The sequence below is a fragment of the Bacillus sp. CCNWLW194 genome, from assembly GCF_037120585.1.
Taxonomy (GTDB): Bacteria; Bacillota; Bacilli; order Bacillales; family Bacillaceae_G; genus Bacillus_A; species Bacillus_A basilensis.
This window is the reverse complement of the sequence record NZ_JBBBBL010000021.1, coordinates 44,640-57,948: the sequence shown is the minus strand read 5'-3', so window position 1 is coordinate 57,948 and position 13,309 is coordinate 44,640. Positions and strand designations below refer to the sequence as shown.

Genomic DNA, 13,309 nt, shown 5'->3' with positions numbered 1-13,309 from the left:
TACTTACATAAAGTAACTATTATATTTTTAGGAGGTTTCTATTATGATGCCATCATTATTTTTAGCACATGGTTCACCAATGCTCGCTATTCAAGATACAGATTATACACGCTTTTTAAAAACACTTGGAGAAACATATAAACCGAAAGCAATTGTTATTTTTACTGCTCACTGGGAAAGTGAAGTATTAACGATTTCCTCCTCAGATAACGAATATGAAACAATTTATGATTTTGGAGGTTTTCCTCCTGAGTTATACGAAATTAAATATCGCGCAAAAGGTTCTTCTAGCATTGCATCTATGCTAGAAACAAAATTTAAAAATAAAGGTATTCCAGTCCATCATAATATGACGAGAGGTTTAGATCATGGCTCATGGACACTTCTGCATCGTATGTATCCAGAAGCGAATATTCCTGTCGTACAAATATCAGTTAATCCATTTCTTCCTGCAAAAGAACAATTTAAGATTGGAGAAGCATTAAAAGGACTTGGGCAAGAAGATATTTTAGTAATCGGTAGCGGTGTTACCGTTCATAACTTACGAGCTTTGAAATGGAATCAAACCACACCCGAACAATGGGCAATTGAATTCGATGATTGGATTATTAAACATATGCAGACTACTGATAAAGATGCATTGTTTAATTGGGAAAACAGTGCGCCTCATGCACAATTAGCAGTTCCAAGAGCAGAGCATTTTGTTCCTTTATTTATCGCTATGGGAAGTGGTGATAATAAGGGTGAAGTCATTCACCGTAGTTATGAGCTTGGTACATTAAGTTATCTATGTCTTACATTTTAAAGAAAAGGATGAAGCAATCGTTGCTTCATCCTTTTTTCATTCACTTAGTTAACTAACTTCCAAATGTCGTTTCTCTGATACTTCTTCGTTCTTATTATGAAAATAAACCCAAATGCACGCGATAAATAATAGTGATGAAGTAGAGAAGAACACATATTGGAATCCTGCATGTGCTGCAATTTGTCCACCAAGTACTGGTCCAATCATATTTCCTAAAAACTGAAACGATTGATTATATCCAAATATTCGTCCCGTTACATGGGTTGGTGTATGTTGTTTTAGTAGAGTTTGTACGGAAGGTAATAATCCTGCTTGTGCGATACCTAATAAAAATCGAAGAATTAATAGTTGCCAAGCTGAGGTTACAAATGCTTGCGGAATAAAGATAATTCCTGCAGCAAACAACGCTACAACTAATGTTTTTTGAGGACCGATTTGATCTGATAATCTTCCTAGTCTTGGTGCTGCCAAAATAACTGCTAGCCCTGTCGCTGACATGACTGCCCCTGCAATCATTTCGATATGAGATGTCCCTGCCCCTTCCAAATTCTTTACGTATAACGTAATAATAGGTTGAATTGACATATTCGCAAGTTGAATAATAAATGTTGTTACAAATAAACTAATAATTAAATGCTTTGCTGGAACCATCGTCCATACTTTTTTCGGCTGTGCTTTTTTTGCCTTGGCAGAGTGATTTTCTTCATGTAAGAAGAAAAAGACGATTAGAAAAGAAAGGAATAAAAAAGCTCCTGTAACAAGAAAGACATGGCGCATTCCAATCAATTCAGATAAATAGCCTCCAAGTAATGGTCCAAGTAATGAACCGCTCACGCCACCAGTTGAAATTGTGGAAATCGCCCAACCTGAATGCTCTGTCGGAGTTTCTGCTGCAATAAATGTCATCGCCGTTGAAAGGAATCCAGATACTGCTCCCATCAAAAATCTTAGTGCGACTAATTGATATACATCCGTTACAAACCCCATAAGCGTCATAATAATCGCCATACCAAGGCTCGCGCGAATCAGCATCAATTTCCGTCCATGTATATCACCAAGCTTTCCCCATATCGGTGATACGATCGCACCCATTAAAAACGTTACACCAAATGCCAGTCCCGACCACTGTGCAATACTAGAAGTGCCAGTCACCCCTAATTCCTCAATATAAAAAGATAAGAAAGGAATTACTAGGCTCATACCGGCCGCAGTGGTAAAACAACCTAGCCAACAAATCATTAAATTTCGTTTCCAGCTGGCCATTTTCACACCTTCTTTCATTCGATACCCATTCTACACCCTTTCTTGTAAAAAGTTTAGTAATTTGCTTTATTTGTAAGACTTACTACAAAACCCGCTATTTTCCAGTAAGAATCACTACATCTCTACATTATTTTCATAATAAAACCAACTCCCATATATGGAGTTGGTTACTTATCCAATATTGGTATTAAACGAGCATCACAATTTCTCTCGTAAAACTCAATCGGACCCGCTTGTCCAATAATTGCATATGCATATCCATCTTGCTTCATACTATGTAAACAACGATGTAACAATTGCTTTCCTACACCTTTCACACGATTTTGTTTCGCTGTGCCCATCGGACCAAACAATCCCTTCTTTCCTCTCACTACATCATAACAAGCAAAACCTACTATCACTTCTTCTTGTTCTGCTATGTAAATAGGTAAATTTTCTTTATATGTACGAAACCCATACGCTACCGAATGTAACCAACGTTCACCAAATTCCTCATTGACAAAGCTTGCTAATTTTTCAAAATCAGAAGAGTTAGCCTGTCTAACATGACAAGTTAAATGATTATAAGTAGGAACAAAACATTTTAAATCGACCGCTAAATCTCTTGGCTCAGCTATAATGCGTAATATATCTTTTTGTATTTGTGGATTTTCAATAAACGTATCCGTGCGAAATAGTGCATATATAACATGTCCTTCATTCATTAATACTTGCCGGAAACTTTCCATACGTTTCTTCGCTATTTGTAAAACTTCTAGCATCTTATAAGATAACTTATATTGCCCTATTTTTTTATACTCTTGATTCGTTAAATCAGTTTGTTTTTGTATTGAAAGTTTTTCTAAAAAATCCGTACCTATGTTACGAAACAAATACATATACAACTCGCCACAAATGCCAGTACCTTCTTTACACATACCGATAAACAGATGAACTGGTTGAATGATATTACATTCTGCTTCTTCTGCTGCAATCTTCAATATGTTATGCACACGTTTTGTAAATTGAAATTCCTCCATACGTATCTCCATCCCCTACTACTTTACTATTAAACCGTAACTATAAATAAGTGAAACAATGATTCCAACTACTAATATACCTGGAAGTAAATTTGCCACTTTAATTTTAATAAATCCTAGTAAATTCAATCCAATAGCGGCTATCATAATACCGCCTGTAGCTGTCATTTCCACTATAAATTGATTCATTAATTCTTTCGGGACAACACTATTAATTTGTGTTGCAAAAACTGCAATACCACCTTCATATAAAATGACTGGAATCGCTGAAAACACTACGCCAATCCCTAGAGTTGTCGTTAATATAATAGAAATAAATCCATCGATAATCGCCTTTGTAAATAAAATATCATGATTTCCGCGAATCCCACTGTCAAGTGCACCAAGTATCCCCATCGCACCAATTGCAAAAATAAGAGTAGCTGTTACAAAACCTTCTGATATGCTTCCTTTTCCTTTCGATCCAACTTTATGTTCTAGCCAATCTCCTAACAGTTTTAACTTTCCCTCTAATTGTAGCCATTCTCCGATGACAGTACCAATCACTAAACTTAAAATGACAACAAGAAAATTTTCACTTTTTAATGTCATTTGAAGTCCAAGCACAGTAACCGCTAAACCGATTGCGTGCATTATGGTTCCCTTCATACTTTCTGGAATCTTACTAAATAATTTACCAAGTAAAGTACCAAATATAATACAAATCCCATTTACAACTGCCCCTAATATAACCATATCTCGTTCTTCACCCTTCTAATTCTTTATTTCTATATTTTGGTTTATACATTGATTTACAGGTTATCTATATGTTAACTTAATATTGAGAATATTAACAAATGTTTTTCACTACATAATCCGCATTTTTTTGTATCTGCACATAAACCAATTACTTTTTATAGACTCATTGCTAATTTAATTGCGGGATAAACTCAAAAGGGAAGGTATTTATGAAAACTTTACTAAAACGATTTTTGTTAATAGCCTTTTGCATTACACCAATTGTTGTATTAATTAACCACTCTTTTACTTCAAAAGCGAACGACAAACCCGATTTCCAAAACAAATCTAACAAAACTGCTTCAACAAGCGAGAAGAAAATAGAAGACCCGGAAATTACACTCACCTTTTCTGGTGATACAATGTTCGATTGGCAATTACGTCCGGTAATCGAAAAAAACGGAGCTGACTACCCATTCCAACATGTAAAAGAAGAAATAAAAAAAGCTGATATTTCTTTCGTTAATTTAGAGTCAGCATTTACAACGAAAGAAAAGAAAGCACCTGGACAGCTATTTTGGATTAAAAGTGATCCATCCACACTACAAGCGATTAAAAATACTGGATATGACATCGTAAATATCGGGAATAATCATACACTTGATTATGGTCAAGAGGGATTATTAGATACAATCTCTCATGTAGAAAAATTAAAGTTCCCTTATATTGGCGCCGGAAAAAATGCAAAAGATGCATATACCGCACGAGAAATGACTGTAAAAGGAAAAAAATTTAAATTCCTTTCCTTCGTCCGATTTATGCCTGATTTTACTTGGGTAGCTGATGACAATAAACCTGGTGTTGCGAATGGATATGATTTAAATCTTGTAACAAAAACAATTAAAGAGCAAAAGAAAGATGCAGACTATTTAATTGTCTATATGCATTGGGGTGTCGAAAAATCAAATCGTCCGGTAGATTATCAAAAACAATATGTAAATAAAATGGTTACAGCAGGAGCCGACGCGATTGTCGGAAGTCATCCACATTGGTTACAAGGGTTTGAATATTATAATAACGTTCCTATTGCCTACTCGTTAGGAAACTTTTTATTCCCAAGTTATGTGAATGGAAAAAGTGCCGAAACTGGCGTATTAACTTTAACTTTTAAAGGAAAGGATGTCCAAATGTCATTCAACCCTTACATCATTCGTAATAATCAAATTTTCCCTGTAAATGAGGAGGAAAAGAGAAAAGCTCTACAATATTTACAAACAATTTCAATTGATGTAGAAATTGATGATACAGGGAACATAAAAAACAAACGAAACTAAACAACGCAAGATCTATTTCTCTGTAACATACTTTACAGAATAGGTGATGAACATGCTGAAAGACTTATTAGAAAATGTAAGTTTGTTAGAGAACATTTATAAAATGTCTATTGCGGTTCTACTTTTATGTTCAGTTTTCTCTGTTAGACTTCTAAAAAAAATAAAACGAGAACGAAAACTTACTACTTTTGAATTCACTATGTATGTAATCATTCGTATTGCGATACTCTTTTGGTTAACTAGCTTTATCCTTCTTGAATATGGAAATTATTTAGTTTAATTGTAAAAAAGATAGAACAAGCAGCGTTTCCCTTGCTTGTATCTATCTTTTTTGTTTCAATTACAACTGTATGCTAACCCTTTCCTTCTATTAAATAAGTAAATCAAACAAAACAGGATTTTTATTAAGCTCCACAAATTGAATATTATTTTCTTTAAAACGAGTAATTAATTGCTCATAATCCTCTTTATGTTTTAACTCTACTCCGACTAGTGCTGGACCATTTTCCTTATTATGTTTCTTAATGTATTCAAAGCGCGTAATATCATCTTCTGGTCCTAATCCTTTATCAAGAAATTCTCTTAGCGCTCCCGACCTCTGCGGGAATTCAATGATGAAATAATGCTTTAACCCTTCGTAAATGAGAGCACGTTCTTTCATTTCTTGCATTCTATCAATATCATTATTCCCACCACTTAATGTGCATACAACTGTTTTACCTTTAATTTCATCCCTATATAGATCAAGTGCTGCAATAGAAAGTGCACCAGCAGGCTCTGCTACAATTGCATTTTTCTTATACAGTTCTAAAATCGTCGTACAAACCTTTCCCTCTGGTACTAAAACAATGTCATCAATGACATCTTTACAAGTTTCAAATGTTAACTTTCCTACCTTTTTAACAGCTGCCCCATCAACAAAACTATCTATTTTCTCCAAAGCGACATTTTCATTTTGAAGAAAAGCCTCTTTCATAGATGCAGCTCCCATTGGCTCTACACCAATGACCTTTGTAGCAGGACTAACACCTTTTACATATGTACCAACACCTGATGCTAATCCACCACCGCCGATTGCTGTAAAGATATAATCAACCGATTTCTCCATATCATGCATAATTTCAACTGCCACTGTTCCTTGACCAGCAACGACATACGGATCATCAAACGGATGAACAAACGTCATTCTATTTTCTTCACAATAGCGCTGTGCTTCTTGGAAAGAGCTATCAAATGTATCACCTACTAATACAATTTCCGCAAAATCACCACCGAAAAATTGTACTTGTGATACTTTTTGTTTAGGTGTCGTCGTCGGCATGAAAATTTTTGACGGAATCTTCAATAAATTACACGTATAAGCTACCCCTTGTGCATGATTACCAGCACTTGCACACACAACACCATTTTGTAATTGTTCTTTTGATAAACTTTGAATTAAATTGTACGCACCCCGAATTTTGAAGGAGCGAATCAATTGTAAGTCTTCTCGTTTTACATAAACGTCACAATCATATTTCTCAGATAGAACTGTATCACGTTGTAACGGTGTTTTAATAACGATGTCTTTCATGCAATTATGAGCCATTAAGATATCTTCAATTTTCACTCTTTCCTTTACTTTCTGCACCATTTTATATCATCCTTATCTCTTTTAAATTGGCTCAATCAAAATTCGGAATTTTTAGGACTGCCCCCGTATTCGCCGATGTTACCATTTGCGCATAACGTCCAAGCCAGCCAGTTTTCACTTTCGGTTCTGGTCGTTTCCATTCTTTTTTACGCTTTTCTAATTCCTCATCACTCACTCTTACTTCTAGCAAGCGTTCCTCAACATCGATACAAACGATATCCCCTTGTTCAAGAAGTGCAATCGTTCCGCCCGCAGCTGCTTCTGGTGAAATATGCCCTACTGAAATTCCACGTGAAGCTCCAGAGAAACGTCCATCCGTTAATAATGCAACCTCAGCACCTAATCCCATTCCAGCAATTGCTGATGTTGGTGCTAACATTTCTGGCATACCAGGGCCACCTCTTGGTCCTTCATAACGAATGACAACTACATCTCCTTTTTTCACTTTCCCAAGCATAATGCCAGCAAGTGCCTCATCTTGTGAATTAAAAATAACGCAAGGTCCTTCAAATCGTTTTACTTCAGTTGCACCGCTTTTAATAACTGCTCCGTCTTTCGCAAGGTTGCCTTTTAATATACGCAATCCCCCTTCTTCACTATGAGGGTTTTCGAGAGAGTGAATAACTTCCTTATCTTTAATCTCTGCCTCAGCAATATTCTCTCTTAATGTTTGCCCAGTAGCAGTTATTCGATCAAGATGAAGTACTCCTTCTTTCCGGCTCATCTCTTTCAAAATTGCACTAATCCCACCCGCACGATCAATATCTTCCATATGCCAATTTGAGGCTGGACTTACTTTACATAAATGAGGTACACGTCTTGAAACTGCATCAATACGGTTCATATCATAATCTAGTCCTGCTTCTTGTGCGAGTGCTAGCGTGTGTAGTACTGTATTCGTTGATCCACCCATCGCCATATCAAGTGCAAAAGCATCGTCAATTGCTTCTTCTGTTACAATATCGCGCGGCTTAATATCTCTTTCAATTAAAATTTTCAATTTCTCTGCTGCTTGTTTAATTAACTCTTCACGTCTTGGATCAATTGCTAAAATACTCCCGTTTCCAGGAAGAGCTAAACCTAACACTTCACATAAACAATTCATAGAGTTCGCGGTAAACATACCCGAACAAGAGCCACAAGATGGACAGCCATGATCTTCAATATCTTTTAATTCTTCTTCTGAAATTTTCCCAGATTGATAAGCTCCTACTCCTTCAAAAACGGAACTCAGATCAACAACTTCTCCTTTAGATGTTTTTCCTGCTGCCATCGGGCCGCCTGAAACAAACACAGTCGGAATGTTAATACGAAGGGCCGCCATCATCATACCTGGTGTAATTTTGTCACAGTTTGGGATACAAATCATGCCGTCAAACCAGTGTGCATTTACAACCGTTTCTACTGAATCTGCAATAATTTCACGACTCGGAAGAGAATAACGCATACCGATATGTCCCATCGCAATACCATCGTCAACTCCAATTGTATTGAATTCGAATGGGACCATACCTGCCGCACGAACTGCCTCTTTTACAAGTTTCCCAAACTCGTTCAAGTGTTTATGCCCTGGAATAATTTCAATAAAAGAATTACAAATTGCTATGAAAGGCTTATCAAAATCTTCATCTTTCAAACCAGTTGCTTTTAGTAAACTACGGTGCGGAGCTTTATCAAAACCTTTTTTAATCATGTCACTTCTCATCTTGTCAAATCCCCTCTTACATATTTTTCATTTATACTCTCTTACTCTATTTCTTTACTAATTATTTCGATGTATGAATCCAGCTCATCATTTCACGAAGCTCTGCTCCCACTTTTTCTAATTGATGATTTTGTTCTGCTTTTTTCATTGCGTTATACGTCGGACGTCCCGCTTGATTTTCTAAAATCCATTTCTTCGCAAATTCTCCTTGCTGGATTTCTGTCAGAACACGCTTCATTTCCTTCTTCGTTTCATCTGTAACAATTCTCGATCCTGTTACATAATCTCCGAACTCTGCAGTATCTGAAATAGAGTGGCGCATGTTCGTTAATCCACCTTCGTACATTAAATCAACAATTAACTTTAATTCATGCAAACATTCAAAGTATGCAATTTCAGGACGATACCCGCCTTCCGTTAACGTTTCAAAACCAGCTTTCACAAGTGCAGTTACCCCGCCACAAAGTACCGCTTGCTCACCGAATAAATCCGTCTCCGTTTCTTCTTGGAATGTCGTTTCAATTACACCTGCACGTGTACACCCTACACCTTTTGCATACGCTAGTGCTACATTTAATGCTGTGCCTGTTGCATCTTGATGTACTGCGACTAGTGCCGGAACACCATTCCCTTCTTGGAATACACGACGAACGAGATGACCTGGACTTTTTGGCGCGACCATTGCTACATCTACGTAACTTGGGGGATTAATTTGTCCGAAATGAATATTAAATCCATGTGAGAAAAGTAACATTTTTCCTTCATAGAGATTCTCTTCTACTTCTGCTTTATACACATGTGCTTGCTGTTCATCTGGCAATAACATTTGTACAACTTGTGCGGTTCGAACTGCTTCTGAAACAGACATTACTTCAAATCCATCTGCTTTTGCTACTTCAAAAGACTTACCCTGCCTAACACCAACTACTACTTCCACACCAGAATCGCGTAAATTTTGCGCCTGCGCATGACCTTGAGATCCATAACCAATTACCGCAACTGTTTTCCCTTGTAATAACTCTACATTTGCATCTTTCTCATAATACGTTTTCATTTTCCATACACTCCTTATAATTTATTTACTTGCAGTACATCAATTAACTTTTTCAGTTGACTAACAAGTAATGTCGCTTCATTTTCAGTACAAACTGCTGTGAGTTTCATTTCAGAAACACCACTAGTATCTTTTTCGTTTAAATGTAAAGAAGAAATATAATACCCACGCCGAGCAAAAATTCCACTTATACGTAATAAGACGCTTGGCTGGTTATGAATAACGAGTGAAAAAGTATGACTCATTCTTCCCACCTCTTCATAATCATTTCGTTATTCCCTTTGTTTGGCGGAACCATCGGAAATACGTTTTCACCTTCTTCTACACAAAAATCAACTACGACAGGACCTTCATGAGCAAATGCTTCTAACATCACTTGTTTCGCCTCTGTTGCATTTGTCGCCCTTAATCCCTTCACTCCATAAGCTTCTGCCACTTTCACAAAATCTGGCGATCCAATCTTTGATTCTGATAAACGATTTTCATAAAACATTTCTTGCCACTGCCTTACCATCCCTAAAAATTTGTTGTTTATAATAAATACTTTTACAGGGATGTTATTTTCAGCAATTGTTTGTAGTTCTTGAATGTTCATTTGAAAAGAGGCATCGCCTGCAATACAAATGACGAGTTCTTCTTCTTTCGCAAGCTGAGCACCAATAGCTGCCGGGAAACCAAATCCCATCGTTCCTAGCCCGCCAGATGTAAGAAAAGTCCGAGGTTTTCTCGCTTTATAGAAGTGAGCAGCCCACATTTGATGCTGTCCTACCTCGGTGGTGACAACCGCTTCACCATTTGTTAATTCACTCACTAAGTTAATAACATGCTGTGGTTTTAACTCACCTTCTTTTTGAATATAGGAAAGAGGGTATTCCGCTTTCCACTCCTCAATTTTCGTAAGCCATTCATCTGTTTGTGTATAAATTGGCATATGTAACAGCATGTGTAACACTTTTTTTACATCTCCAACAATCGGATACTCTACCGTTATATTTTTATGAAACTCTGAAGGATCTATATCAATATGTACCTTTTTCGAATGCGGAGAAAAGAGTTCTAATTTTCCTGTTACACGATCATCGAAGCGAACACCTAAAGCAAGTAGTAAATCGCATTCTGTTACTGCCATGTTTGCAGCGTACGTTCCATGCATACCGAGCATTCCTAAAAATAATGGATTTCCCGGCGGATATGCACCCAGTCCCATTAAAGTTGACACGACTGGAATACGATTCTTCCTCGCAAATTTGATAAGTTCATCAGATCCACCTGAATGAATGACACCTCCTCCAATATAAAGAAGTGGGCGTTTCGCTATTGAAATTTCTTTAGCTATCTCTCTAAGCTTCATACTGTCTGGCATAGGCTCTAGTTTGTACCCTGGAATCTCAATTACTTCATTATAAAAACTTGTTACTTTTTCATTTTGAACATCTTTTGGAACATCAATTAATACAGGTCCCGGTCGCCCACTTTCAGCGATGTAAAAAGCTTCTTGTACAATACGTGATAACTGATTCACCTCACGAACTTGGTAATTATGCTTCGTAACAGGTACTGTAATTCCGACAACATCAGCTTCTTGAAACCCGTCTTTTCCGATGAGTGGTGTTGCAACTTGCCCTGTAATGACAACTAAAGGAATCGAATCCATATAAGCATCTGCTAAGCCCGTAACTAAATTCGTCGCCCCTGGGCCAGAGGTAGCAAATACTACCCCGACCTTTCCAGAAGCTCTTGCATAACCTTCAGCCGCATGAATGGCAGCTTGTTCATGACGAGTTAATACGTGCTTTAATCCACTTCCGTATAACGCATCATATACTGGCAAAATAGCTCCGCCCGGATAACCGAAAACAGTCGTTACGCCTAATTTCTTTAAGCATTGAATAACGTGTCCTGCTCCTGTCACTTCTTCACACTGAAATTTCTCATAAGTTGTATACTGCTGTTCCATTTCAATTAACTCCTCTCCCTATCTACATTAAGCTTTCCGCCAGTCCTGGAACACGTACGCCTCTTTCTCTCGTTAACTTTTTAAATTCCTCTGTCAATTGTTTCGTTACACTTCCTGGTTTCCCATCTCCAATTTCTCTTGAATCAACCTTTACAACTGGAATTAATTCTGCTGCCGTTCCTGTTAAAAACACTTCATCCGCTACATAAACGTCATGGCGAGTGAATGGTCTTTCATCACACGGAATACTCAGTCGCTCACATAACTCAATAACACTATTTCTCGTAATGCCTTCTAACGCTCCTAAATATGAAGGAGGTGTTAGCACTTTTCCATCTTTCACAACGAAAACATTATCTCCAGATCCTTCACAAACATATCCTTGCTGATTTAACATAAGGGCCTCTAGCACTCCTGCTTGTGCCGCTTCAATTTTTACAAGTACGTTATTTAAGTAATTCATTGACTTAATACGTGGATCTAATGCATCTGGCGTATTACGTCTTGATGCAACAGATACAACACTTAGTCCATTATCATAAAATTCCTGTGGGAATAATTTTAATTGTTCTGCGATGATAATAACGCTCGGTTTCACACAACTTCTCGGATCAAGTCCTAAGTCCCCTTTTCCTCTTGAAACAATTAAGCGAATGTAGGCATCTGCATACTCATTTTTTTGAAGTGTCTGTAAAACCGCTTCTTCCATTTCTTCAACCGTCAGTGGGATTGTAAGTAAAATAGATTTTGCCGATTCATATAATCGTTTTACATGTTCTTTTAAACAAAATACATTTCCACCGTAACTACGAATTCCTTCGAATACACCGTCTCCGTATAAAAAACCGTGATCATATACTGAAACAACTGCCTTTTCTTTTTCTACAAATTCCCCATTCATATAAATGTACTGGTTTCCCATCTCACATCGCTCCTCTTTTTCTCTCTATTTTTGCAATCAATTTCTATATCGATTGCTGAGATGAGTATTTTTAACAGAATATTCAGTATATAAACCTTAAAAATATACTCGTCTCAACAATCGATTACATAATACATACTAGTAGCAATCCATTGCTGAGACGAGGGAATCGTGGTACCACTCAGCTTCCTTACACTTCTCACGAAATGTAAGCTCTGCAAGTCCAATTAGACTTTTGTTTTTCTATCGGAAACAACTCCGCTACTTTTTACTATTTTCAAAAGTAGTGCTCCGAGGTGATCTTCAATGATTCGATTGTTACCACCCTCACAGCCTTGGGGCAGCTCTCTGAAACAATGTATATCATTTACTCTCCTCTTCTACGCATTCTCTTATTCTATTTTTTAAAATAAAAACTCTCGCCTCAGCAATCAACTACTACAATTTAGTAGCTTTGATTGCTGAGGCGAGAGTTTCGCGTTACCACTCAGCTTCCTTATACTTCTCACGAAATATAAGCTCTGTAGGTCCAATTAGACCCCCGTCCTTTTACCGGAGACGATGCCGCCGCTCTCTACTCAGTTTCCCTTTCGCAAGCGATGCTCCGAGGTGATTTTCAACGATTCGATTGTTACTACTCTCACAGCCTAGGAGTAGCTCTCTGAAACGATCATAATCATCTACTTTCCTCTTCTTTGCATATACAACATATAAAGTTAGAAAATTCTTAATTCACTTTTATTTGTTAAACGTATTATAGGACGTTGTTCTTTTCATTGTCAATATGTTTTTCTAAAAAAAAATAAAATTTAATCAATTTAAGAGAAGTATATTTATTTTTTTCTCAAAACAAAATCGGAATGAACTTCTTACAAATACTCATATATTACTTAAGTATGT

The 13,309-nt window shown here is 37.0% G+C and carries 12 protein-coding genes and 2 other annotated features; of the genes, 3 read left to right on the top strand and 9 right to left on the bottom strand.

The genetic code is table 11. The features are described 5' to 3' along the window. The first annotated feature begins 43 nt into the window (after positions 1 to 43). Positions 44 to 805 (top strand): DODA-type extradiol aromatic ring-opening family dioxygenase, encoded by a 762-nt coding sequence (locus tag V7S50_RS29815; protein WP_098557105.1) that lies wholly within the window; start codon positions 44 to 46, stop codon positions 803 to 805. A gap of 48 nt (positions 806 to 853) precedes the next feature. Here V7S50_RS29815 and V7S50_RS29810 read toward each other — a convergent pair whose 3' ends face one another. The 3 genes from V7S50_RS29810 to V7S50_RS29800 form a co-directional block, all read right to left on the bottom strand. Then, entirely contained in the window at positions 854 to 2,068 is a 1,215-nt protein-coding gene (locus V7S50_RS29810; RefSeq protein ID WP_063222682.1) for a multidrug efflux MFS transporter, read from the bottom strand. A gap of 167 nt (positions 2,069 to 2,235) precedes the next feature. Beyond that, a complete protein-coding gene (locus V7S50_RS29805; RefSeq protein ID WP_242251434.1) occupies positions 2,236 to 3,087 on the bottom strand; it encodes a GNAT family N-acetyltransferase in 852 nt (283 codons plus the stop codon). Positions 3,088 to 3,105: 18 nt separating this feature from the next. Next, a complete protein-coding gene (locus V7S50_RS29800) occupies positions 3,106 to 3,822 on the bottom strand; it encodes a DUF554 domain-containing protein (RefSeq protein WP_242251433.1) in 717 nt (238 codons plus the stop codon). A 212-nt stretch (positions 3,823 to 4,034) separates the two neighbouring features. Here V7S50_RS29800 and V7S50_RS29795 point away from each other — a divergent pair, with 212 nt between their 5' ends. Then, positions 4,035 to 5,138: a CapA family protein gene (locus tag V7S50_RS29795; protein WP_242251432.1), complete on the top strand. Its 1,104-nt coding sequence runs from the start codon at positions 4,035 to 4,037 to the stop codon at positions 5,136 to 5,138. 52 nt (positions 5,139 to 5,190) lie between these two features. After that, on the top strand, positions 5,191 to 5,418 hold the full coding sequence (locus V7S50_RS29790; RefSeq protein WP_063222678.1) for a hypothetical protein: 228 nt from the start codon (positions 5,191 to 5,193) through the stop codon (positions 5,416 to 5,418). Positions 5,419 to 5,508: 90 nt separating this feature from the next. Here V7S50_RS29790 and ilvA read toward each other — a convergent pair whose 3' ends face one another. From ilvA to ilvE, 6 genes are all read right to left on the bottom strand, one after another. Next, positions 5,509 to 6,771 (bottom strand): threonine ammonia-lyase IlvA, encoded by a 1,263-nt coding sequence (gene ilvA / locus V7S50_RS29785; RefSeq protein WP_242251431.1) that lies wholly within the window; start codon positions 6,769 to 6,771, stop codon positions 5,509 to 5,511. Between the two features lie 31 nt (positions 6,772 to 6,802). After that, positions 6,803 to 8,476 (bottom strand): dihydroxy-acid dehydratase, encoded by a 1,674-nt coding sequence (gene ilvD / locus V7S50_RS29780; protein ID WP_242251430.1) that lies wholly within the window; start codon positions 8,474 to 8,476, stop codon positions 6,803 to 6,805. A gap of 61 nt (positions 8,477 to 8,537) precedes the next feature. After that, positions 8,538 to 9,530 (bottom strand): ketol-acid reductoisomerase, encoded by a 993-nt coding sequence (gene ilvC / locus V7S50_RS29775; RefSeq protein WP_242251428.1) that lies wholly within the window; start codon positions 9,528 to 9,530, stop codon positions 8,538 to 8,540. Between the two features lie 14 nt (positions 9,531 to 9,544). Then, entirely contained in the window at positions 9,545 to 9,775 is a 231-nt protein-coding gene (locus V7S50_RS29770; RefSeq protein ID WP_242251426.1) for an ACT domain-containing protein, read from the bottom strand. Further along, positions 9,772 to 11,487 carry an acetolactate synthase large subunit gene (gene ilvB / locus V7S50_RS29765; RefSeq protein ID WP_242251424.1) on the bottom strand — a complete coding sequence of 572 codons (1,716 nt, stop codon included), beginning with the start codon at positions 11,485 to 11,487 and terminating at the stop codon, positions 9,772 to 9,774. Before ilvB ends, V7S50_RS29770 begins: the two co-directional genes overlap by 4 nt. A gap of 22 nt (positions 11,488 to 11,509) precedes the next feature. Continuing rightward, positions 11,510 to 12,409 (bottom strand): branched-chain-amino-acid transaminase, encoded by a 900-nt coding sequence (gene ilvE, locus V7S50_RS29760; protein WP_063222672.1) that lies wholly within the window; start codon positions 12,407 to 12,409, stop codon positions 11,510 to 11,512. Between the two features lie 153 nt (positions 12,410 to 12,562). Then, positions 12,563 to 12,801 (bottom strand) — a binding site (T-box leader). A gap of 67 nt (positions 12,802 to 12,868) precedes the next feature. Continuing rightward, positions 12,869 to 13,114: a binding site (T-box leader), on the bottom strand. Positions 13,115 to 13,309 lie beyond the last annotated feature (195 nt).